Annotated in this window: 22 protein-coding genes and 1 tRNA gene; 17 read left to right on the top strand and 6 right to left on the bottom strand. The window is 72.4% G+C overall.

Annotated features, from left to right (window positions below):
• Positions 1-144: 144 nt before the first annotated feature.
• From KO717_RS19130 to KO717_RS19100, 7 genes are all read left to right on the top strand, one after another.
• Positions 145-2,817 (top strand): aldehyde dehydrogenase family protein, encoded by a 2,673-nt coding sequence (locus KO717_RS19130; RefSeq protein WP_301369260.1) that lies wholly within the window; start codon positions 145-147, stop codon positions 2,815-2,817.
• On the top strand, positions 2,814-4,541 hold the full coding sequence (locus KO717_RS19125; RefSeq protein ID WP_301369259.1) for a thiamine pyrophosphate-binding protein: 1,728 nt from the start codon (positions 2,814-2,816) through the stop codon (positions 4,539-4,541). The genes KO717_RS19130 and KO717_RS19125 overlap by 4 nt, the downstream gene beginning before the upstream one ends.
• A complete protein-coding gene (gene fabF / locus KO717_RS19120; protein WP_301369258.1) occupies positions 4,534-5,823 on the top strand; it encodes a beta-ketoacyl-ACP synthase II in 1,290 nt (429 codons plus the stop codon). The genes KO717_RS19125 and fabF overlap by 8 nt, the downstream gene beginning before the upstream one ends.
• Positions 5,813-7,168 carry a condensation domain-containing protein gene (locus tag KO717_RS19115; protein WP_301369257.1) on the top strand — a complete coding sequence of 452 codons (1,356 nt, stop codon included), beginning with the start codon at positions 5,813-5,815 and terminating at the stop codon, positions 7,166-7,168. The genes fabF and KO717_RS19115 overlap by 11 nt, the downstream gene beginning before the upstream one ends.
• A 76-nt stretch (positions 7,169-7,244) precedes the next feature.
• Positions 7,245-8,057, top strand: coding sequence for an enoyl-ACP reductase FabI (gene fabI / locus KO717_RS19110; RefSeq protein WP_301369256.1), 813 nt, complete (start codon positions 7,245-7,247; stop codon positions 8,055-8,057).
• A complete protein-coding gene (gene gntA / locus KO717_RS19105; protein WP_301369254.1) occupies positions 8,047-9,222 on the top strand; it encodes a guanitoxin biosynthesis heme-dependent pre-guanitoxin N-hydroxylase GntA in 1,176 nt (391 codons plus the stop codon). The genes fabI and gntA overlap by 11 nt, the downstream gene beginning before the upstream one ends.
• Positions 9,219-9,998: an ATP-grasp domain-containing protein gene (locus tag KO717_RS19100; protein WP_301369252.1), complete on the top strand. Its 780-nt coding sequence runs from the start codon at positions 9,219-9,221 to the stop codon at positions 9,996-9,998. Before gntA ends, KO717_RS19100 begins: the two co-directional genes overlap by 4 nt.
• 65 nt (positions 9,999-10,063) lie before the next feature.
• Here the strand turns inward: KO717_RS19100 and KO717_RS19095 are convergent, their stop codons facing one another.
• The 3 genes from KO717_RS19095 to KO717_RS19085 form a co-directional block, all read right to left on the bottom strand.
• Complete coding sequence (locus KO717_RS19095) at positions 10,064-10,411, bottom strand: DoxX family protein (RefSeq protein WP_301369251.1); 348 nt, start codon at positions 10,409-10,411, stop codon at positions 10,064-10,066.
• A 123-nt stretch (positions 10,412-10,534) separates the two neighbouring features.
• Positions 10,535-11,134, bottom strand: a complete 600-nt coding sequence (locus KO717_RS19090; protein WP_301369250.1) for a hypothetical protein — start codon at positions 11,132-11,134, stop codon at positions 10,535-10,537.
• A gap of 290 nt (positions 11,135-11,424) precedes the next feature.
• The gene (locus KO717_RS19085; RefSeq protein ID WP_301369249.1) at positions 11,425-12,237 is read right to left on the bottom strand and encodes a VOC family protein; all 813 of its coding nucleotides are present in this window, start codon (positions 12,235-12,237) and stop codon (positions 11,425-11,427) included.
• Between the two features lie 113 nt (positions 12,238-12,350).
• On the opposite strand from KO717_RS19085, the gene KO717_RS19080 reads away from it, so the two are divergent.
• Positions 12,351-12,953: an HhH-GPD-type base excision DNA repair protein gene (locus KO717_RS19080; RefSeq protein WP_301369247.1), complete on the top strand. Its 603-nt coding sequence runs from the start codon at positions 12,351-12,353 to the stop codon at positions 12,951-12,953.
• A gap of 169 nt (positions 12,954-13,122) precedes the next feature.
• On the top strand, positions 13,123-13,596 hold the full coding sequence (locus KO717_RS19075; protein WP_301369246.1) for a cupin domain-containing protein: 474 nt from the start codon (positions 13,123-13,125) through the stop codon (positions 13,594-13,596).
• Here the strand turns inward: KO717_RS19075 and opcA are convergent.
• Together opcA and KO717_RS19065 are read right to left on the bottom strand one after the other, a co-directional pair.
• Positions 13,545-14,477, bottom strand: a complete 933-nt coding sequence (opcA, locus tag KO717_RS19070) for a glucose-6-phosphate dehydrogenase assembly protein OpcA (RefSeq protein WP_301369245.1) — start codon at positions 14,475-14,477, stop codon at positions 13,545-13,547. The genes KO717_RS19075 and opcA overlap by 52 nt on opposite strands.
• Positions 14,478-14,497: 20 nt before the next feature.
• A complete protein-coding gene (locus tag KO717_RS19065) occupies positions 14,498-16,117 on the bottom strand; it encodes a helicase HerA-like domain-containing protein (RefSeq protein ID WP_301369244.1) in 1,620 nt (539 codons plus the stop codon).
• A gap of 88 nt (positions 16,118-16,205) precedes the next feature.
• On the opposite strand from KO717_RS19065, the gene KO717_RS19060 reads away from it, so the two are divergent.
• On the top strand, positions 16,206-16,502 hold the full coding sequence (locus KO717_RS19060; RefSeq protein ID WP_030010424.1) for a type II toxin-antitoxin system VapB family antitoxin: 297 nt from the start codon (positions 16,206-16,208) through the stop codon (positions 16,500-16,502).
• A 93-nt stretch (positions 16,503-16,595) separates the two neighbouring features.
• Positions 16,596-17,267 (top strand): LytR C-terminal domain-containing protein, encoded by a 672-nt coding sequence (locus KO717_RS19055; RefSeq protein WP_301369241.1) that lies wholly within the window; start codon positions 16,596-16,598, stop codon positions 17,265-17,267.
• Positions 17,268-17,328: 61 nt separating this feature from the next.
• Here the strand turns inward: KO717_RS19055 and upp are convergent, their stop codons facing one another.
• Complete coding sequence (gene upp / locus KO717_RS19050) at positions 17,329-17,964, bottom strand: uracil phosphoribosyltransferase (RefSeq protein ID WP_030010426.1); 636 nt, start codon at positions 17,962-17,964, stop codon at positions 17,329-17,331.
• A gap of 164 nt (positions 17,965-18,128) precedes the next feature.
• On the opposite strand from upp, the gene KO717_RS19045 reads away from it, so the two are divergent.
• The 6 genes from KO717_RS19045 (at position 18,129) to KO717_RS19020 (ending at position 21,252) form a co-directional block, all read left to right on the top strand.
• On the top strand, positions 18,129-19,082 hold the full coding sequence (locus KO717_RS19045; RefSeq protein WP_301369239.1) for a universal stress protein: 954 nt from the start codon (positions 18,129-18,131) through the stop codon (positions 19,080-19,082).
• Positions 19,083-19,163: 81 nt separating this feature from the next.
• On the top strand, positions 19,164-19,343 hold the full coding sequence (locus tag KO717_RS19040) for a hypothetical protein (RefSeq protein ID WP_030768873.1): 180 nt from the start codon (positions 19,164-19,166) through the stop codon (positions 19,341-19,343).
• 275 nt (positions 19,344-19,618) lie between these two features.
• A complete protein-coding gene (locus KO717_RS19035) occupies positions 19,619-20,167 on the top strand; it encodes a tRNA adenosine deaminase-associated protein (protein ID WP_301369236.1) in 549 nt (182 codons plus the stop codon).
• Positions 20,168-20,217: 50 nt separating this feature from the next.
• The gene (tadA, locus tag KO717_RS19030) at positions 20,218-20,646 is read left to right on the top strand and encodes a tRNA adenosine(34) deaminase TadA (RefSeq protein WP_301374607.1); all 429 of its coding nucleotides are present in this window, start codon (positions 20,218-20,220) and stop codon (positions 20,644-20,646) included.
• Positions 20,647-20,767: 121 nt separating this feature from the next.
• Positions 20,768-20,852 (top strand) — tRNA-Ser (locus KO717_RS19025).
• A 109-nt stretch (positions 20,853-20,961) separates the two neighbouring features.
• On the top strand, positions 20,962-21,252 hold the full coding sequence (locus KO717_RS19020) for a hypothetical protein (protein WP_301369234.1): 291 nt from the start codon (positions 20,962-20,964) through the stop codon (positions 21,250-21,252).
• Positions 21,253-21,419: the final 167 nt, after the last annotated feature.

Raw genomic sequence — 21,419 nt, 5'->3', positions numbered from 1 at the left:
TTCATGTCGCCCCACCGTCGACACCCGCACTACACAACGACTCGATTCGCACTTGAGTACCCGCTCCTAACGTCTTCCCGGTGAAGTTTTTTTCGATCCGGATCCGATTGATGGCTGCCGTCGCCAACTCCGTTCGAAGATTGGATGTGTTCTCGGGTGCTCATCAGCCGAAATGAAAGCGACCGCTCATGGCGAGAGGTACGGGCTGCCTGCGCGAGTGTCGTACAAGAGCTGCGGGCCCGTGGAGTCGATGAATCCCACCGGGTTCTGCTCTCGTCCGCCAATTCCGCGGCCTCGGTCCTGGCCACGTTCGCGCTGATGGAGATCGGCGTCTCCGTCGGGCTGGTGGACCGCGGGGTGACCCCGAACCAGTTCGCACGCCTGGTGGCCGAGGCCGACGCGGACTTCTTCGTGTCCGACCACGAGGAGCCGGCGGCCGCCTTCGAGAAGCTCGACGCCCGGTGGGTGCCCCTGCAGGCACTCGCCACGGCGGCGGAGCGCAGTGACGGCGAGCCGGCCGAGCTCTCCTTCGAGCGGTGGGCGCAGCGCTCCGACGCCCTGATCGTCTGGACGTCGGGGAGCCTGGGCCGGCCCAAGGGAATTGTGCGTTCCGGCAGCTCCGTCCTGGCCAACGTGTCGCGCACCCAGGACCGCATGCAGTACACCGAGGCCGACGTCCTGCTGCCCCTGCTGCCCTTCACGCACCAGTACGGTCTCTCGATCCTGCTCCTGTGGTGGCAGGCGAAGGCCAGCCTCGTCCTGCTCCCGAGCCGGCGCACGGACCTGGCCCTCGACGCCATCGTCGACCTGGGCGTCACCGTCGTGGACTCCGTCCCCGCCGTGTACGAGGGCGTCCTGCGCCTGCTCGGCCGCGGTCACACCAGCACCACGCTGCTGGAGTCGGTGCGCATGTGGTGCGTCGGCGGCGAGCCGATGCAGGACGATCTGCTGCGCCGCTTCACGGAGCAGCTGGGCAAGCCGCTGCTGGACGGCTACGGCAGTTCCGAGGCGGGCAACATCGCTCTGGCCGCGCCCGGGAACCCGGTCCACTGCGGCCGTCCCCTCCCCGGCATCACCGTGACCGTCGTCGACGACGAGGACCGCCCGCTGCCGGCCGGAGAGGTCGGCGAGGTGATCGTCCACTCCCCTGACCTGATGGTGGGGATGCTGGAACCGGGCGGCCGGGTCCGGGAGACCCAGCGCACCGTTCACCGCACGCAGGACCTCGGGTTCCTCGACGAGGACGGCAATCTGCGGGTGCTGGGCCGCAAGGCCGCGGTGCACCGCTTCGGCAACACGCTCTACCCCGACGCCATCACCGCCAAGGCCAGCGAGTGCGGCCGGCCCGTGCGCGTCGTTCCCGTGGAGAACGGCCGCTACGGTACGGACCTCGTCTTCGTGGTCGCCGACCCCGAGGAGCGGCCCGCCGCCCACTGGCGCCGCGTCTTCGCCGATCTGGTGGCCGAGTTCGAGCAGCCGAACAAGGTGCTCGTCGTGCCGGAGTTCCCGGAGCACACCAACGGCAAGGCGAACCTCACCGCGCTGGGCTACATGGCGCAGGCAGCCCTGCGCAACCGCGAGCAGAAGGCCGAGGCCGGCCGGAACGCCCCGAAGCAGACCGGTCCCGCCATTCCCTTCGGCGACCGGATCACGGTCCTGCAGGACGTGGCCCGGCTGCTCAGCGAGCGCCGGACCGAGATCCTCGGCATCCTCACCGAGGTCTGCAACCACCGCACGGCCACGGACGAGATAGACGCCTCCATCGAGGCGCTCGAAGGCGCGGTCGCGGAGGTGGCGCGCTACGGCCCGCAGGCGAGCCGGCTGACCAGCGTGCTGATGCCGTCGAACATCCCGCTGTACGGCTACATCCTCTACGTCGTCATCCCCAGCCTGTACAGCGAGAAGATCGTCTTCCGCCCGTCCCGGATGATCGACCACCAGACCCGCGCCCTGCACAAGCTGATCGGCACCGTCCACGACCTGCCGCTCGTGCTCGACGACAGCGGCCAGCGCGAGTTCATGGACAACGTCGGCAAGAAGTCCGACGTCCTGGTGTTCACCGGCTCGTACGAGAACGCCGAGACGATCCGCGAGCAGCTGCCGCAGGAGACGGTGTTCTGCTTCTTCGGCCAGGGCATCAACCCGTACATCGTGGGCGCCGACGCGCACCTGAACCGGGCGGTCGACGGCCTGATCAAGGTCCGCATGCTCAACTCCGGCCAGGACTGCTTCGGCCCGGACGTCGTCTTCGTCCACACCTCGGTGAGCGCCCAGTTCTGCAACCTGCTGACGCGGCGGGTCGAGGCGCTGCGCCACGGCGCGCCCAGCGACGCCACGGCCGACTACAGCGCGCTCTTCTACGACGAGGCGTTCGAGTCGACGCTGGACTACCTGCGCAGCAAGCGCGAGTTCGTCGCCGCCGGCGGCCGCATCGACTTCGTGGACCGCCACGTACGGCCCACCGTCCTGATCCACCCGACGGACACCCAGTTCCTGCCCCCCGAGATGTTCGCCCCCGTCTTCAACGTGGTGCCCTACTCCTCGGAGGAGTGGCTGAACGAGCTGCTGCGCCACCCCTACTACGCCGAACGCGCCATGGCGGCCTCGGTGTTCGGATCGCTGCCGGACACCGTGGAGGTCCTGCGGGAGCGCCACATGGTGAGCGTCGACGAGACGTTGATCGAAATCGAGAACGGCAACAAGCCCTTCGGCGGCCGGGGCATCCGTGCCAACTACATCTCCGTCGGACGCAAGCGGCACACGGAGCCGCTGCTGCTGTCGAAGGTCGTCGCCTCCTACCTCCCGGGAAAGTCATGAGCAACGAATCGAACACGTCGGCGGCCGCCGCATGGACCACCGCCGCCGCGGTCCTCTCCGCCTCGGGCATCCGCACGGTCTTCGGGCTCCCCGGCGATGACATGTACGCGCTGGAGGCGACCCACGAGGCCGGGATCCGTTTCATCCTGTGCCGCGACCAGCGCAACGCGGTGTTCATGGCCACCGGGTGGGCGATCCAGTCGGGCGAGGTCGGCGTCGCCGTCGTCGGCAAGGGGCCCGCGGTGACCAACACCGTCACCGGGCTCCTCGAATCGGCCGCCTCCGCGGCCCCCGTACTGCTGCTCAGCGGCGGCACCGGGGCGCAGCACCGCGGCAGCGGGGCGTTCCAGGAACTCGACCAGCTCGCCGTCGTCGCGCCCCTGGTCAAGTACGCGGCCCGCGTCGACCACCCCGACCGGCTGGTGCCGACCCTCCGGCGCGCCCTCCTGATCGCCCGGCACGAGCGGGGCCCCGTGTACGTGGAGCTGCCGGAGAACCTGCTGGCGGAGGCCACGGCCCTCACCGCGGCGTCCCTGGCCTCGCCGGACACGGCCGAGATCCCGGACGAGATCGTCACGCCGGCCGACTCCGCGGCCCTGCAGGCCCTGCGCGCGGCCCGCCGTCCGGTGATCCTCGTCGGCGGTGGCACCCGGCACGAGAACCGGGGCCGCGAGCTGGAGCGCCTGGCCGAGCGACTCGGCGCGCCGGTGTTCAGCACCGCGTCCGGCCGAGGTGCCGTGGACGAGGCGTCACCGATGTTCTGCGGTCTCGCCGGCCTCTACACGCCCGAGCAGGCGGCCCTGCTGTGGCAGCAGACCGACTGCGTGGTGGCCCTGGGCACCCGGCTGGAGGAGACGGCCACCTTCCAGTGGCCCTCCACCATCGGGAACGAGGTGCCCGTCATCCAGGTCAACGTGGTGGCGGCGGACTTCGCGACCACGTTCCGGGGACCCAAGGTGCTGGCTCCCGCCGGGGCCACCGTCCGTTCCTGGCTGGCACACCTGCCCGCGCAGGACGCGGACGGCGAGTGGACCACGTCCGTGCGCGCCGTGCACACCGCACTGCACGCCGCGCACCGCGAGCTCCTCGCGGAGCTGGCGTCCTCCCCGGAGCTCCACATCGCCGAGGTCCTGGGAGCCCTGGACGCGGAACTGCCCGCCGACCGGATCCTGGTCCAGGAGAACGGTCTGCAGGACATGTGGTCGTACAAGTTCCCGCTGTACGCCTGTGCGTCGGGGGCCGGATCCGTCGTCCCGTCCGAGCAGACGAGCCTGGGCTTCGGCGCGGCCGCCGCGCTCGGCGTCAAACTCGCCGCGCCCGAGCGGCCGGTGGTGGCGTTCGTCGGTGACGGCGCGTTCGCCATGGCCGGAGTCGACCTGCCCACCGCGGTGAAGTACAGCGGCGGCCTGCTCTACGTGGTGCTGCGCAACGGCGGCTACGGGTGGCTGCAGGTCCAGCTCGACCAGCGGGAGAACCCGGTCGGGGACCACGCGTTCGTCGACCCCGAAGCCGTGCGGGCCGAGGCGCCGCAGCTCCCGGGGCTGCACCAGGTGACCGTGCGGGACAAGGATTCCCTCGCCGCGGACGTGGCACGGGCCTGGGAGAAGTGCGCCGCCGGTGAAGTGGTCGTGCTCAACGTGCCGGTGCGCCTGACCGACGCGATGTTCGGCGCCGACGTGGCCGGCGGCGACTTCCCCCAGATCGGGGCGGCGGGCGATGAGTGAGGCGCAGGACATGACACCGGCCCGCACCGGGTCGTCCCGCAAGGTCGTGGTCACCGGCTGGGGGGCCGTCACCCCCCTCGGCCTGTCCGTCGACGAGACCTGGTCCGCGCTGACGGCCGGGAAGAGCGGCATCGCTGCGCTGACCGGCGTCGACACCACCGGCCTCACCACCGACTTCGGCGGGGAGGTCAAGGGCTTCGACGCCTCCCACCACCTCGACACCCGCCGGGTGAGGCGCACCGACCCGTACGCGCAGTACGCCCTCGCGGCCGCCGCCGAGGCCATGCGGCAGGCCGGTCTCGTCCTGGACGAGACCACGGGGCAGCGGACCGGCGTGCTGATCGGCAGCGGCTACGGGCCGGTGACCTCCACCGCCAGGCACTTCAGGGCACTGGAGGAACACGGCCCCCGGAAGGTCAGCCCCTTCGCCCAGATCACCGGCGCCATGGACAGCGCCGCCTGCGAGATCAGCTTCGAGTACGGGGCGACCGGTCCGACCCGGGCCCTGAGCACGGCCTGCGCCTCCGGCGCCGACGCGATCGGCGAGGCGGCCGGCTGGATCCGGCACGGCACCGTGGACGTCGCCGTCGCGGGCGGCGCCGAGCACATCCTCACCCGGCTCGACCTGGCCACCAGCGGCAATGCCCAGGCGCTGTCCACCCGTACCGGCGAACCGGCCGGGGCCTCCCGCCCGTTCGACCAGGACCGCGACGGCTTCGTCATGAGCGCGGGCGCCGGCGTGCTGGTCCTGGAGGCCGAGGAGTACGCCCTGGCCCGCGGTGCGACCATCCTGGCCGAGGTGGCCGGATACGCCTCGACCTCGGACGCGCACCACTGGACCGCGCCGCACCCCGAAGGGCGCGGCGCCCGGACCGCGATGGCCCAGGCGCTCGCCGACGCCGGGCTGCGCCCGGACGACGTGGACTACATCAACGCGCACGGCACCTCCACCCAGGCCAACGACCGGACCGAGGTGGAGGCGATTCGCTCGGTCTTCGGGAGCCACGCGGAACGCATACCGATCAGTTCGACGAAGTCGATGACCGGACACATGATCGGTGCCGCGGGCGCCGTCGAGGCCATCGTCGCGGGTCTGACGATCCTGCACTCCGTGGTCCCGCCGACGATCAACTGCCACCGCCCGATCGACGAGGACCTGGACTTCGTACCGCACGAGGCCCGGAAGCACCGGGTCGACGTGGCGATGAGCAACTCGTTCGGCTTCGGCGGTCACAACGCCGTCCTCGTCCTGCGCGCCTGGGAGGCTCCGCGTGAGCACTGACAGCACCGACGACGGCACCGCCGGGACGCTGCCCGCGTACGGCATGCCGGTCCGGGGCCTGGCGAACGGCGAGACCGACTCCGACGGCTACCTGCGCAGGAACCCGGCGGAGATGGCGTGGAACCTGTTCCTGGTCCGCGGCCCCCTCGACGCGGCGCGCCTCGCCGCGGCCGTGGAGCAGGTCACCCTGGCCACGGACGTCCTGCACCTGCGCCTGCGCGCGACGGACGACGGTCCGAAGCTGGAGCGGCAGCGGCCCGCTCCCCTGAAGCTGGAGACCGTCGAGCTCCCGGCCGTCGTCACCGGCGGCCGGCTCGCCCCCGCGGCGGCCGCCTTCCTCACGCCGGTGTTCTTCGACAAGCCCGACCTGCGGCACGACCCCGTCGGCCGGGTCTGTCTCCTGCGGGCGGCCGACGACGACACGCAGCAGCTGCTCGCGTTCTCCTTCGACCACTCCGTGATCGACGGCTGGGCGCTCGGGCTGCTGACCCGGGCCGTCGCCGGCGCCTACCGGTCGGGCGAGTACTCCGTGCGCGGCCGGGGCTTCGCCGCGTACCTCGACGACCTGCCCGGGGAAGACGTACGCCGGCAGAGCCTCGCCCGGTGGAGCGACCTGCTCCGGCCGTACCCGCTGCCCGGTCCGGCCCTCCGGCTGCCCGGCGGTCACGGAGCGCCCGAGCAGTTCATGGGCGACGGGACCTTCGACGGGGCGCTGCCCGACCGGCTCGCCGCCGACCTGACCGGCGCGGCCCAGCGGACGGGCCTGAGCCGCGCCGAGGTGCTGTTCGCCGCGACCGCCCTCGCGGCGGGCCTGTGGGCGGACGGGGCGCAGGCCCTGCTCAGCCTGCGGCACGGCCATGCGAAGCCGGAGGACGTCCTGGTCATCGGCCCCCTCGTGGAGCCCTGCGTACTGGTTCCGCCGCACCCCGAGCCCCGGACCGTGGGCGACTGGATCACCGCACACTGCCGTACCAACGAGGCCCTGCCGCCCACCTACGGACGGTCCATCAGGGAGGTGGCCCCGCTGGCGCCGCGCAACGTCGGGGTGAACGTCCTGCCGCCCGCGAGGCCGCTCGTCCTCGGACCCGGCACGAAGGCCACGACCGCGGCGCGCGACTTCCTCGCTCCGCTGTGGGAGGGGGAGTTTCCCGTCGCCCCGGCCACCGCGGCCGTCTGGATCAACTACTACATGGACCGGCCGGGCACCATCGAGGCCACCATCACGTACGACACCCGCGTCCTGCCGGACCCCGATCCGCTGATCGACGCCGTCATGGCCGTGGCCGCCGCCGCCGCACACGAGCCGGAGCTCGCCGTGACCGAGCTGCGCAACCGCATCCGCTGAGCGCGGCGGGCCCCGGACCCGGCACCCGGCGCACACGCCACGCCACACGGACACACTCTCGCGAAAGGTGGACCCGTTGTCCGCACGAACCGGCCTGCTCGAAGGAAAGACCGTTCTGGTCACGGGCGTCCTCACGGACCGCTCGATCGCCTTCCACGTGGCACGCAAGGCCCAGGAGGAGGGAGCACGCGTCGTCCTCACGGGCTACGGCCGGCTCTCCTTGGTCGAACGGATCGCCCGGCGGCTGCCGGAGCCCGCCCCGGTGATCGAGCTGGACGTCACCGACGACGAGCACCTGGCCACACTGGAGAGCAGGCTCCGGCAGCACACCGACCGTCTCGACGGAGTCCTGCACGCCGTGGCCTACGCGCCTCCCGGGGCGCTGGGCGGCGGCTTCCTCAGCACGACCCGGCAGGACGCCACGACCGCGTTCGAGGTCTCCACGGTCTCCCTGCAGGCGCTGACCGCCGCGCTGCTCCCGCTGCTGGGTCCGGGGTCCTCGGTGGTGGGACTGGACTTCGACTCCCGTCAGGTCTGGGCGGGTTACGACTGGATGGGCGTCGCCAAGGCGGGCCTGGAGGCGTGCGCGCGCTACCTGGCCGCGTACCTCGGGGAGCAGGGCATCCGGGTCAACCTGGTGGCCGCGGGCCCCCTGCGGACCCCGGCCGGGCGCGCCACCTACGACGAGGGCACCGATCCCGACCGGGCCGAGGCGGAGTGGGACCGGCGCGCCCCGCTCGGCTGGCGGTCCGCGGACTTCGAACCGGTGGCGAAGGCCTGCACGGCGCTGCTCTCGGACTGGTTCCCGGCGACCACGGGAGAGATCCTGCACGTCGACGGCGGAGCGCACGCGATCGGCGACGGCGGTGTCCGTGTCCATGTCCGCTGAGCTCGTGCGACCGCCCGGCGGCGCGCCGGACGACCCGGCCACCGTGGGCCCCGTCGAGGTGACCGGCGAGTCCATCGCCGAGTTCGCCGACGCGATAGGGGATCCCCATCCCGTGTACCGGAGCGCGGCGGCCGCGCGCGAACGGGGGCACCCGGACGTGATCGCGCCCCCCACCTTCGCCGTCCGGCTGGCGGCGCAGGCGGAGGCATCGGTCCTCGCACGGCGGCCGCTCGGGTACGACTACGCGTCCGCCGTCCATCTCGCCCAGGACTACCGCCATGTCCGCCCGATCCGCAAGGGCGATGTCCTGACCGCTACCGCCCGGCTCGTCCAGGCCCGCGAGGCCCTGGGCGGCGGACTGGTCTCGGTGGAAGTGACGGTCTCGGCCCAGGACGGAACCACGGTGACGGTGTCCACCGCCCAGGTCCTGTCCCGCCGGCCGGCGTCCGAGGACGCTCCGGCGTCCGACGAGGATCCGACGGGAGCCGCCGAGGACGGGCGGACGCCGTACCAGGCACTGGCGGAGTTCATCGGCCGGGAGGACTTCATCTGCCTGGGCGCCAAAGCGGCCCTGCGGCGCGGCGGCGTCTTCCACCGGCACTGCGGCGAGCTCGGCAGCCCCTCGGGGGTCCTCGACAGCCTGGCCGGCCTGGGCGAATTCCTGGAGTCGTTCGAACCCGGCGAGCGGAGCTTCTCGTCGTTCGTCGCCACGTTCGACAGCCTGCCGGACACGGCCGAGCAGGCCTTCGAGGATGCGGTCTGGGGCCATCTGCAGGGCATGCACGACCGGGACGGCCGTCGTCATGCCTGGAACGGGCAGTACGACTCGGACCCCGCCTCCCCACGGTTCGCCTTCTCCGTCCAGGGCCATCCCTTCTTCGTGGTGGGCCTGCATCCCGGCGCGTCCCGGCCGAGCCGCAGATTCCGGTTGCCCGCGCTGGTGTTCAACTCGCACCACCAGTTCAACGCCATGGGCCGCAACTTCTTCAAGATGCGCAAGAAGATCAGGCAGCGGGACCTGGCGTTCAACGGTTCGGCGAATCCGAGCCTCCTCACGTACCGGGACGAGGCCCGGCACTACAGCGGCCGGATGACCGCGCCCGAGTGGGGGTGCCCCTTCACCCCGCGCAGCGGCCCGAACGCCCCCGACACAATGGCCGGATGACGGAAGAGGTGTTTCTGATACCGGCCCGGCCGACCGCCACGGCCGGGCTCCTCGCCGGGGCCGCCGCCCGCCGGGGGATGACCGTCCGGGCCCTCGGCCCCGGCTTCGGCGCCCTGGCCGGACGGGCCGTGCACTGGTGCGGTGGCCCGCACGCCGCCGCCCGGGTGGCCGGGGCGCTCGGGCTGGGGCTGCTGGAGCCGCCCGACGACTGGCTCACGCGACTGCCCGAGCGGTTCACGGGCCGCCGGATCGAGCTGACCACCCTGGACCGGGCGGCGCGCGAGCTGGCCGGGTCCGGGCGGCCGGCGTTCGTGAAACCGCCGCGCGAGAAGTCCTTCCCGCCCGGCGTGTACGGGCCCGACTCGCCGCTGCCCGGGGCCCTGCCCGCCGCCACCCCCGTGCTGGTCTCGGAGGTGGTGGACTTCGCCGCCGAATACCGGCTGTTCCTGCTCGACGGCGAGATCGCCGCCGGGAGCCGGTACGCCGTCCACGGGCGTCTGGACCCCGCCCCCCTCGACGAGGACGCGCGGGGGGCGGACGTACGCGGCTTCGCGGCCGCGCTGCTCGCCGCGACGGGCACGGACCTGCCCAGCGCCGTCACCGTCGACGTCGGCCTCGTCGGTGCGACGGGCCGGTACGCCGTGGTCGAGGCCAACATGCCGTGGTTCTCGAACAGTTACGCCGCCCGGCCCGAGGCCGTCCTGGACGTGGTCCTGCGCGCGGCCGGCCCGCTCCACCGTGTCCGCGCCGGCGACCTGCCGTTCGTGACCTCGTAGGGGGAGGCCTCGGGCCGGCCGGCCTCCCCGCCTCCCCCTCCCCTCCCCTCCCCGCTCAGCTCCGCTCAGCCGTTGAAGCCGAGGGCCAGGGCCACGACCGCCGGGGCCGCGTAGATCACCGGGAAGGCCACGTGGGCGTAGGACTTCGCCCGGAGCACCGTGATCACGGCCCCCGCGAAGTACAGGGCGACCCCGATGGCCGCCGCGACGCCGATCGCCGGGACGAAGACACCCACCGCGAGGCCCACCGCGCCGGCCGCCTTCGCGGTGGCGAGCCAGGTCCACCACGAGCGCGGAACCCCGTACTCGGCCAGCGACTCCACGACCCACTTCGCCTTGAAGAACATCGAGGCCGCCGAGAATCCGACCATGAACGCGCCGACCAGGGCGAAAACAACAGCGGTGGTGGACATCCGAGCTCCCCTCGGGCGGGCGCCGGTGCGGACTCGCTCCGGTCTTTCTCCCGCCTCCTTCACTCCACTGACCCGCCCCGCCGCACCGATGTGACAGGCCGCGCGAAAAACTTCCGCCCGCGCTCAGGGGCTGCCGGGGAGGTAGACGTCCAGGGCCGGGAAGCAGACGGCGTTGTCGGCGCTGCAGATCTCCCGCTCGCCCGGTGAGAGCCGCTGGGTGGAGCGTTCGTACGTGAGCAGGCTCAGCGTCCGGCCCGAGGCGAAGACGGCCGTGGCATCGCGGACCGGGCCCCTGCCCGGGCTCTGCGGCGCGGGTCCGGTGTACGCGTACGGGGCGTGGCCGCCGTCCACGACAGCGAAGTAGACCGTGGGCCCTTGGTGGTACGCGGCGCCCTGGGTCACCAGCCGGATGCCGATCCGCGCCCAGGACTTCGGCAGGGGGTTGCAGGTGGTGCTCGCGCGGGCCTCGCGGACCACGGCCAGGCAGTAGTTGCGGTCGTCAGGCATCCAGGCGAGCTCGCCCGCGTCGCCCGCCGGTTCGCGGTGGATCACGATGACGGATCCGTCGTCCGGCACCCGGGTGTCCGAGCCCGCGCGGGCGGCCTCCAGCAGAGGGCCGTCGGCCGCCGTGACCCTCGCGTCCCCGACCGGCTGCGCGGGCCCGGAGGGCTCCGACGGCCCGGACGGCGCGGACGGCGCGGACGCGCGCGGTGGCCCGGACACCGTCGGAGCAGGTGCCGGGGGCGGCGGTACGGGCGAGGACGCCGCGGGCGCCGATGGTGTCCACGACGGCGCCGGCACTGTCTTCGCCGGGACCGCGGCCGGCGAGAGCGCCGGCGCGGGCGGCAGGCTGCACGCCGCCGTCGCGAGGATCGCCAGTGCGCATCCGGCGGCAGCCGCCATCGTCCCGTGCCTCATCGAAATCCGCCCCCGCGCAGATGGAACCGTGTGCCGGGGCAGTCTGCCGTGCCGCCGGGCCCGGCGGCACAGCGGGGGTACGGCGGGGGCATCGCTCAGCCGAAGCTCGGCATCTCACCCACTGTTGTCGACATGTCGATCACTGCGAAGGCGGCGCCCTGCGGGTCGGTGACCGCCGCGAACCGGCCGAACGGGCTGTCCATCGGGCCGAAGTGCAGCTTCCCGCCGTGCTTCTGGGTCTTCGACACCGCCTCGTCGCAGTCCGGCACCCCGAAGTAGACCTGGATGTACGGCGGCACCTCCGGCGGGAAGTCGTCGTCCATCTTCATCCGGCCCAGCACCGGGTTCCCGGCGCCGCCGACGCTGAAGACCTTGAAGTCCATGCCGGCCATCTCGGGATCGTCGCCCGCGTCCATCTGCTGGGCGCCGTACGGGAAGACCTTCGGCAGGAACGCGTCCGCCTTGGCCGGGTCCCGGGTGAAGACCTCCGCCCACGCGTACGAGCCCGGCTCGCCCATCTTCTCGAAGCCCTTGTGCTCGCCCGGCTGCCAGACGCCGAAGACCGCACCGCTCGGCTCCTTCGCGATCAGCATCGTGCCGAAGGCGCCCACCTGCATCGGGCCCATCAGCACCTCGCCGCCGTTGGCCGTCACCTTCTCGGCGGTGGCCGCCGCGTCGGGCGAGGCGAAGTACAGACACCACTGCGAGGGGGCGTCGGCCCCCGGCATCGGCGGGACCACGGCGGCGACGGCCTTGCCGCCGGAGTAGGCCTGCGTGTAGTTGCCGTACTCGCTGCTGGCCTCGCCGAAGGTCCAGCCCAGCACGTCCCCGTAGAAGGTCTTCGCCCCCTCCACGTCGGCGAACATCGCGTCCACCCAGCACGGAGCGCCTTCGGAGAACTCAGACATGATCGATCGACTCCTCGTCTCGTACCTGTCGTCGTCGTAGGACGGTCGTACTCACGCTAGGCGCGCGGTGCGGCGGCCGCGCGGGGAGCGCGCCCAGGCGGGACGCTGGAACCATGGACAAGGACATCACCATCCGGCTGGCACAGCAGCCGGAGGCCGACGCGCTGCTCGGCCGGAGCCCGCTCGCCGCACTCGTCGGAATGCTGCTGGACCAGCAGGTGCCGATGGAATGGGCGTTCTCGGGGCCCTGGACGATCGCCCGGCGGCTGGGCTCCGACGATCTCGACGCGCACACCATCGCCGCGTACGACCCGGAGGCCTTCGCGGCCCTGCTCTCCGAGAAGCCCGCCGTCCACCGGTATCCGGGGTCGATGGCCACGCGGATCCAGCAGCTGTGCGCGTACCTCGTCGAGCACTACGACGGGAACGCGGAGGCGGTCTGGGCCGACGCCGCGAGCGGGCAGGAGCTGCTGAAGCGCCTCAAGGCGCTGCCGGGCTTCGGGGAGCAGAAGGCCCAGATCTTCCTCGCCCTGCTGGGCAAGCGGTTCGGCGTGCGTCCGACGGGCTGGCGCGAGGCGGCGGGCGGGTACGGCCAGGCGAACGTCTACCGTTCGGCGGCCGACATCACGGGCCCGGAGTCCCTGGCCAAGGTACGGGCGCACAAGCAGGAGATGAAGGCCGCCGCGAAGGCCGCCAAGGCCACGGGCGGCTCCTGATCCAGGTCGCCGGGGCCCTGGTCCGGTGCTGTTCCGGTGCTGGTCAGGCCCTGGTCAGGCCGTGGCTGCCAGACCAGCGGCCCGTCCCGGGACCCGACGGAATTGACCGGGCACAGAGGCTGCCGATTGACCCCTGTTTCCGGTCGCTCAAGATCATAGATTGGTGGACATGACAGAGATCGCGACCCGCGCCGCCACCGCCGAAACCATCTACGACGCTCCCGGCAGCCTCATCACCCTCCTTACCGACACCGCCGAGCTCACCTGCAACACCGCCACGTTCGACGAGGGTGCGGCGGGCGCCCCGGTGCACTTCCACACCAAGGCCACCGAGTTCTTCCACGTCACCGACGGCCGGCTCGACATCCTCGTCGACGACGAGATCCACACCCTGGGCGCCGGCGACTTCATCGCGATCCCGCCGGGCGTCAAGCACGCCTTCGCCCCCGCCGCCGGCCACACCGCCGCCGTCTTCGTCGGCTTCACCCCCGGCATGGGCCGCTTCGACTACTACCGGCTCCTGGGCCGGGTCAACGCGGGCGAGGCCACCGTGCAGGACATCAAGGACAGCTCGGCGACCTACGACAACCACTACGCCGAGAGCCCCGTCTGGAGCGGCCGCCGCCGCAGCGCGGAGCCGTAGACCACGTCCGCGTCGAGGCGGCGCAGTTCCTCCGCGATCAGTTCGGCGCCGCTGCGGATCTTCAGGGCCACCTTGCGGTCGGGGCTCCCCGGCAGGCTCAAGGTGGCCAGTACGCCCGCGGGCCGGTCCACCCGGATCTCCCCGCCCGTGGTCTGCAGGCTCACCCCGGTGATCACCGGGCCCTCGGTCGCCACCCTCGCCACCGGCACCCCCAGCCGGTCCTCCAGCCAGCGCGCCAGCAGCTCCGCGCTCGCGTTGTCGGGCTCGCTCTCCACCGCCGCGCCGGTCACCGGCAGCGGCTTCTGGTCCAGGGCCGCGGCCAGCAGCGAGCGCCACGGCGTCAGGCGGGTCCAGGCCAGGTCGGTGTCGCCGGGCTGGTAGCCGGCGGCCCGCTCGTCGAGCACGCCGACCGGGTCGAAGGCGGCGGCCGCGTCCGTGATCCGGCGCTGGGCGAGCGCGCCCAGCGGATCCCCCGCCAGGTCGGTGGGGGCCCCGGCCGGCCACCAGGCCACCACGGGCGCGTCCGGCAGGAGCAGTGGCAGGACGACCGAGCCGGCCTGCTCGGTCAGCGCCCCGTGCAGGCGCAGCAGCACGATCTCGCCGGTCCCGGCGTCGGAGCCGACCCGCAGTTCGGCGTCGACGCGGTTCGCGCGGAGCTTGTGCGGGCCGCGCGAGCTCCGCCTGATCACCGCGATGATGCGGCAGGGATGTTCGTGCGAGGCCTCGGAGGCCGCGCGTACGGCGTCGTAGGCGTTCTCCTCGTCGGTGGCGAGGACAAGGGTCAGCACGAGCCCCATGGTCGGGCTGCCTATCGCCCGGCGGGCTTCGAGCAGGGCCCGGTTGACCTTGCTGGACGTGGTGTCGGTGAGTTCGGTCCGCATGCACCGAGTCTGTCACCGCGTCACCGGCGTCTGCGCGCCGTCCCGAAGATCGAGCGCGAGATCTCCCGGCCCAGCTGTGTCCCGATCGACCGGGCCAGCGAGCGGAACAGCCCGCTCCCCACCACCTGTTCGGCCGGCGAGGGATCCGGCTTCGGGGCGCTGCGCGCGGCCCGCGCCGCCTCCTTCTCCGCCTTCTCGGCCTCCTTCTCGGCCTCGGCGGCGGCCGCGGCGGCCTCCGCACGCGCCTCCGCGGCGGCCTGTTCGGCGCTGATCTTCTCGTACGCCGACTCGCGGTCGACCGGCTCCGCGTAGCGCGACCAGAGCAGCGAGGACTTCACGGCCTGCTCCAGCTCGGCCGCCGCGATCGGTCCCATCAGCGACTGCGGGGCCCGCATCCGGGTCGCCGCGACCGGGGTGGGGGCGCCCTTCTCGCTGAGCACGGTGACGACCGCCTCGCCGGTGCCCAGCTGGGTGAGCAGCTCCTCCAGGTCGTAGGCGGAGTGGGGGAAGGTCTTCACCGTCGCCTTCAGCTCCTTGGCGTCGTCGGGGGTGAAGGCGCGCAGCGCGTGCTGCACCCGGTTGCCGAGCTGGGCGAGGACGTCCGCCGGCACGTCCTTGGGGGTCTGGGTGACGAAGAAGATGCCCACGCCCTTGGAGCGGATGAGCCGGACCGTCTGGGTGATGGACGCGAGGAAGGCCTTCGAGGCCCCGTTGAAGAGCAGGTGCGCCTCGTCGAAGAAGAAGACGAGCTTGGGCTTCTCCAGGTCGCCGACCTCCGGAAGGTCGTTGTAGAGGTCGGCGAGCAGCCACATCAGGAAGGTGGAGAAGAGCTGCGGCTTGTCCTGGACGGCCGGGAGTTCCAGTACGGAGACCAGTCCGCGTCCGTCGGCGGCCGTCCGCAGGAACTCGGCCGTGTCGAACTCGGGCTCGCCGAAGAACTCCGAGGCGCCCTGCTGCTCGAAGGCGGTCAGCGCCCGCAGGATCACCCCGGCCGTCACCGTGGACAGTCCGCCGATGCCCTTGAGTTCGGGTTTGCCCTGGTCGGAGACGAGGAAGGCGACGACCGCGCGCAGGTCCTTGAGGTCGATCAGCTCCAGGCCCTTGGAGTCGGCGTAGTGGAAGATCAGGCCGAGGGACTGCTCCTGCGTCTGGTTGAGCTGGAGCACCTTGGACATCAGCACCGGCCCGAAGCTGGTGACCGTGGACCGGAGCGGGATCCCGGGGCCGATCCCGCCCAGCGAGTAGAACGCGCAGGGGTATCCGGTGGGCTCCCACGGCTGGGCCACGTCCCGGGCCCGTTCGGCGATCCGGTCGCCCGGCGTCCCGGGCGCCGAGATCCCCGAGATGTCGCCCTTGATGTCCGCGAGGAAGACGGGGACGCCGCCCGCCGACAGCTGTTCGGCGATGAGCTGGAGCGTTTTGGTCTTGCCGGTTCCGGTGGCTCCGGCGACCAGTCCGTGGCGGCCCAGCATCGCCAGGGGGATGCGGATCTGACGGTCGGGCAGGCATGCGCCGTCCCAGAGGAGGGCTCCGAGGTCGAGCGCGGGGCCGGTGAACGCGTACCCGGCGGCGATCTCCTCGGCCGGGCCGGCCGGGCCCGTCCGGTCCTCCGGAAGGGCGGGGTCGGTGCTCTCACTCATGATTCACTCCCCAAATAGCGCTGTTCGCCACTTTTGCACCACCGCCACGAGGCTGCGCCCGCACGCACCGGCCCGGTAGGCTTTCCGTGTGATCTTCAAGCGCATCGGAAGCGGACGGCCCTACCCCGACCACGGCAGGGAAACCACCCGGCAGTGGGCGGACGTCGCGCCGCGCCCGGTCCGGCTCGACCAGCTCGTGACGACCAAGGGCCAGCTGGACCTCGAAACGCTGCTCGCCGAGGACTCCACCTTCTACGGCGACCTGTTCGCGCACGTCGTGAAGTGGCGGGGCGACCTCTACCTGGAGGACGGGCTGCACCGCGCCGTGCGCGCCGCCCTCCAGCAGCGCCAGGTGCTGCATGCGCGCGTCCTCGAGATGGACTGACGGCTTCGTCTGGATTGCGCCTTTCGGGTCACCATTGACCTATCAGCAGATCATTTAGTAGGCATCGACACCGGGTCGCACTACGCTGCGCCCATGAGCATGCTCACTCCCCCCGGCATGGGCGGAAAGTACCGCGTCACGGGAGCCGCCTACCCCCGTATGAGTCGTAAGCGGAGCCGTTCCCGGATCGTCCTCGCCGTGCTCGGCTCGATCCTTGCGCTGGCCCTGGTCGGCTACGGGGCCCTGCAGCTCATCGACGTGTTCCGGGGCGACAGCCCCAAGCGGAACACGGCTGCGGGTGCCAAGGACTGCCCGACGACACCTCCCGGTACCGCTGCCAAGGGCGGCCCCGGCGCCGCCTCCGCCGCCCCGGCCGCCAGCAAACCGGCGGTCGTCCTCCCCCCGCCCGGGGAGATCGCGGTCAACGTCTACAACGCGACCCCGCGTGCGGGTCTGGCCAAGGCGGTCGGTGACGAACTGGCCAAACGCGGCTTCGTCATCGGCAAGGTGGGCAACGCCCCGGCCGACTTCGACAAGAAGGTCCCCGGCACGGGGATACTGCTGGGCTCCCCCACGACCGACAAGGCCGTCTTCGCCGTACTCGGCACGCAGCTCGCCGGAGTCACCCAGCAGACCGACACCCGCGAGACCGCGGACGTCGACCTGATCCTGGGCGACGCCTTCACGGAGCTGAGTACGAAGGAGGACGCGGACAAGGCGCTGGCCCTGCTGGCCAACCCCGTGCCCGCGCCCAAGAACTGCTGACGCGCGGGACGCGTCCCGTGCGGGACGCGTCCGACGCTCCGCAGAGCGGCTCGGAGCGGCTCTACTCCGCCGAGCCGTACATCCGGTCGCCGGCGTCACCCAGGCCCGGCACGATGTAGCCGTGCTCGTTGAGCCGCTCGTCCACCGCGGCCGTCACCACCGTCACCGGCGTGCCCGCCAGCTCGCGCTCCATGATCTCGACGCCCTCGGGCGCGGCCAGCAGCACCACGGCCGTGACGTCGTCGGCGCCGCGCTTGATCAGCTCCTGGATCGCCGCGACCAGCGTGCCGCCGGTGGCGAGCATCGGGTCGACGACGTAGACCTGGCGTCCCGAGAGGTCCTCCGGCATGCGCGTCGCGTACGTGGAGGCCTCCAGGGTCTCCTCGTTGCGGACCATGCCCAGGAAGCCCACCTCGGCGGTCGGCAGCAGCCGCACCATGCCGTCGAGCATGCCGAGGCCGGCGCGCAGGATCGGGACGACCAGCGGGCGCGGGTGCGAGAGCTTCACGCCGGTGGTCGGGGCGACCGGGGTCTCGATGTCGGCCTGCTCCGTGCGCACGTCCCGGGTGGCCTCGTAGGCGAGCAGGGTCACCAGCTCGTCGGCGAGCCGCCGGAAGGTGGCGGAGTCGGTGCGCTTGTCGCGCAGGGTGGTGAGTTTGTGCGCCACCAAGGGGTGATCGACGACCTGCAAACGCACAACATCCTCCAAAACTCAGCCTGCGACCTGCAAAAACGGTCGCACGACGCGACCTGCACCCAAAAGGCTACGCGCTGACGCGGCTCCTTCGCGTCCGAAGCCGCGCTCCCGCCCGCCGCTTCCCTGCGGATGCGACCCGCCCGGACGCCCAGCAGGCTGGACGGATGAGCAACACACCGGTGATCGCGGCCGTCGACGGTTCGGAACACAGCCTCAGGGCCCTGGAGTGGGCACGGAAGGAGGCCGTCCGGCACGACAGCGCGCTGCTGGTCGCCCATGTGCTGCCCGACCACGCCCAGTTGTACGCCGGGCGCCGGGCCTCGCTGCACGACGCCTCCGAGCCCGCCGAATTCGCCGACCCCGTACGCGACTGGGTCGAGTCCCTGCTCGGCGCCGGCGGCTCCGGACTGCCCGAGGGGGTCACGTACGAGGCCCTGGAGGGCTCCGTACCCGAGGCACTGCGGGTGATCGGCTCGCAGGCCCGGATGCTGGTGATGGGCTCCCGGGGCCGCGGCGGCTTCGCCAGCCTGCTGCTCGGCTCCAGCAGCCGGGCCGTGGCCAGCACGGCCGCCTGCCCGGTGGTCGTGGTCCCGCACGCGGACCGCGGCGCCAGCGACGACGCCGATGCGGACGCCGAGCAGTCGGCCGGGCGGGTGGTGGTCGGGCTGCACGCCGCCGAGACGCCCGACGACGTACTGACCTTCGCGTTCACCGAGGCCGCCGTGCGGGGGACCACCGTCCAGGTGGTCTCCGCGTACGCCATCCCGCCCTCGCCGACCCTCGTGATCGACAGCCCGTTCGCGGTGATCCCGCCGGAAGGGCTGGCCGACGAGGGGGACGGGGTACCTGCCGAGCGGGAGATGCTGCGGTCCCAGACGGAGCGGCTGGCACCGCTGCGCGAGCGGTTCCCGGACGTCCCGGTCGAACAGGCCGCGGTGCCCGGGGACCCGGCGGGCCGGCTGGTCATCGCCTCCCGGGCGGCGGCTCTGATCGTGGTGGGCCGCCACCACCCGCGGCGCACCGCCATGTCGCTGGCTATCGGCTCGGTGGCCCATGCGGTGCTCCACCACGCGCACGGCCCGGTGGCGGTGGTCCCGACCCTCAAGGACGACGTCTGACCTGCGGTGGGGTGGCATCAAACGCGCCGTCCGGGGGAAGGTGGGTGCAGGGGGGACGACCGACCAGCCAGGTGGTGGCCGATGCCCGACAGGCAGCCGAAGGACGAGGTGCCGGAGACCGCGGCGCAGCGCCGAGCACGCCGCGCGCAGTTCCTGCGCGACCTGATGGAGGCGCGCGAGCTGCGCGATCGCGTCCAGCCCCGCCGCGCCCGGGCGGCCCGTATGCGCCAGCAGATGCGCATGCGCACCTTCCGCTGGTGATCCGGGGGCCCGCCGCGCCGCGACACGTCCGGGCCGCACCACCCGCCCCACACCCCGTCTCACGACCCCGCCGCCCCCGCGCCGCAACCCCGTACAGCCCCTGCCGGTGCACGGCGCGGCACGACGCAAGCGCGGAAGACCTCTCGCAAAGCCGCTGTTTCTGCCACGATGCCGATTGGGCGGGGTACGGACGGCGAGCAGCACGGCCGCTGTGCCCCAACCTCCGGCCGGGGGGACCTCCAACCGGCACGCCTAAGACCAGTGGGAGAGTCACGGTGTATTTCGCCGCACTGCTCGCGCGCACCGAAGACGGGTGGGAAGCGAGCGACATGGAACTCGACGACGTCGAGTCCCTCAGTGATCTGATCGATCTCGCCCGGTCCGCCGCTGTCGACGACGACACGGTGGTCGCCCTCATCGAGCAGGAGGACGCCTGGTTCGGCGTCGTCCGCGTGGACGGCGAGGAGGACCCGCGGTACTTCGTATCGAACGCCTCCGCGGCCGCCCGCAGCTCCTACGGCTCGATGCTGACCAAAGAGCTGCTGGGCAGCGACGAGGAGGACGACGAACTCGACGACCTGGACCTGGACGGCACCGAGGACGGCGAGGAGGATGCCGTCGCCGCGTTCACGGACGAGGATGCCGACGAGGACGAGGCGGGCGGGACCGGTACGGAACCGGTACCGGCCGGTCCGCTCGGTGACCCCCGGCTGCTGGACGATCTCGGGGTGACCAACAAACAACTGATGACCCTGGACGGGGACGCACTCTCGGAGATCGCCGATTCCCTCGGCGCCACCGAGGTCCTGGAGGCCGTCCGCTAGTGGTCCCTGCGAACACCGACGATCCCGTACGGGACCCGTGGCGGGACTCCATGCGCCTGGCGCTCCAGGAGGCCGCCCGGGCGGTGCCGGCCGGCGATGTGCCGGTCGGCGCCGTCGTGCTGGGCCCGGACGGGCGGATCCTCGCCACCGGGTACAACGAGCGCGAGGCGACCGGCGACCCCACCGCGCACGCCGAGGTCGTGGCACTGCGCCGGGCGGCCGCCGCCCTCGGGGAATGGCGCCTGCCGGGGTGCACCCTCGTGGTGACCCTGGAGCCGTGCGTCATGTGCGCGGGCGCGCTCGTGCAGTCGCGCGTCGCCCGGGTCGTCTACGGCGCGGACGACGAGAAGGCGGGCGCCGCCGGGTCGCTGTGGGACCTCGTACGGGACCGCAGGCTCAACCACCGTCCCGAGGTGGTCCGCGGTGTCCTGGCCGACGAGTGCGCGCGGCAGCTGACGGACTTCTTCCGCGACCTCTGAACCGGCGTGCGGGCCCCGGTACCGGCGCCCAGGGCCCGGAAAAGGCCTGCGTACGGCCACCGTGACGCCCCCGGACCAACCGATTTCGGCGGATGGGGTTCCTTAGGCTAGGATCCATCTCGGTAGTGTGTCCGAGTGGCCGAAGGAGCTCGCCTCGAAAGCGAGTATGGGGCAACCCATCGGGGGTTCAAATCCCTCCACTACCGCTTCGATCGAGAGCCCCGCCCCGCAAGGGTCGGGGCTCTCGGCGTGTTCCGGGTCGCCTCTCCGGAGGACACCCGCGTGACCGCCCGCCCCTCCGGCCGTTGTCACGGCATGACCAAGACCCAGCGCATGCTCGCCGCCCTCGCCCTCGCGGGGGCCGCCGCGGGCCTCGCCGCACCCGCCGCCTCGGCCGCCCCGGTCTCCCCCCTCACCCTCCCGGACCTGCCGTCGGCCGCCCCGGGGATGCCGGCCGGGGCCCAGCCCACGTCCGTCCAGGAGATCGGGTCGCAGCTCAGCGCCGGCGCGAACCAGCTCAACGCGCTGATGGAACTGCCCGACCACCTGGCCCCCGTCATCGCGCCCGTACAGCCCCTCACGGACCTGGCCGGCGGCCTGGAGTAGCCACCCGGGCCGCAACCGCCGCCGCGCGCCCCTTGTGCGCTCCCTGTACGCCCTGAGCGCGCCCCCTGCACGCCCGAGCCCCCGCAAGCCCCCGTACGCCCGCGCGGGCGGTACAGGGGACGATGCGAAGACCCGAAGACGCGAAGAAGGCCCCGACCGGAGTCGGG

This window comes from Streptomyces xanthophaeus (assembly GCF_030440515.1).
In the GTDB taxonomy this organism is placed as follows: domain Bacteria; phylum Actinomycetota; class Actinomycetes; order Streptomycetales; family Streptomycetaceae; genus Streptomyces; species Streptomyces kutzneri.
The sequence above is the reverse complement of the archived record's forward strand: the minus strand, read 5'-3'. Positions and strand labels throughout refer to the sequence as shown.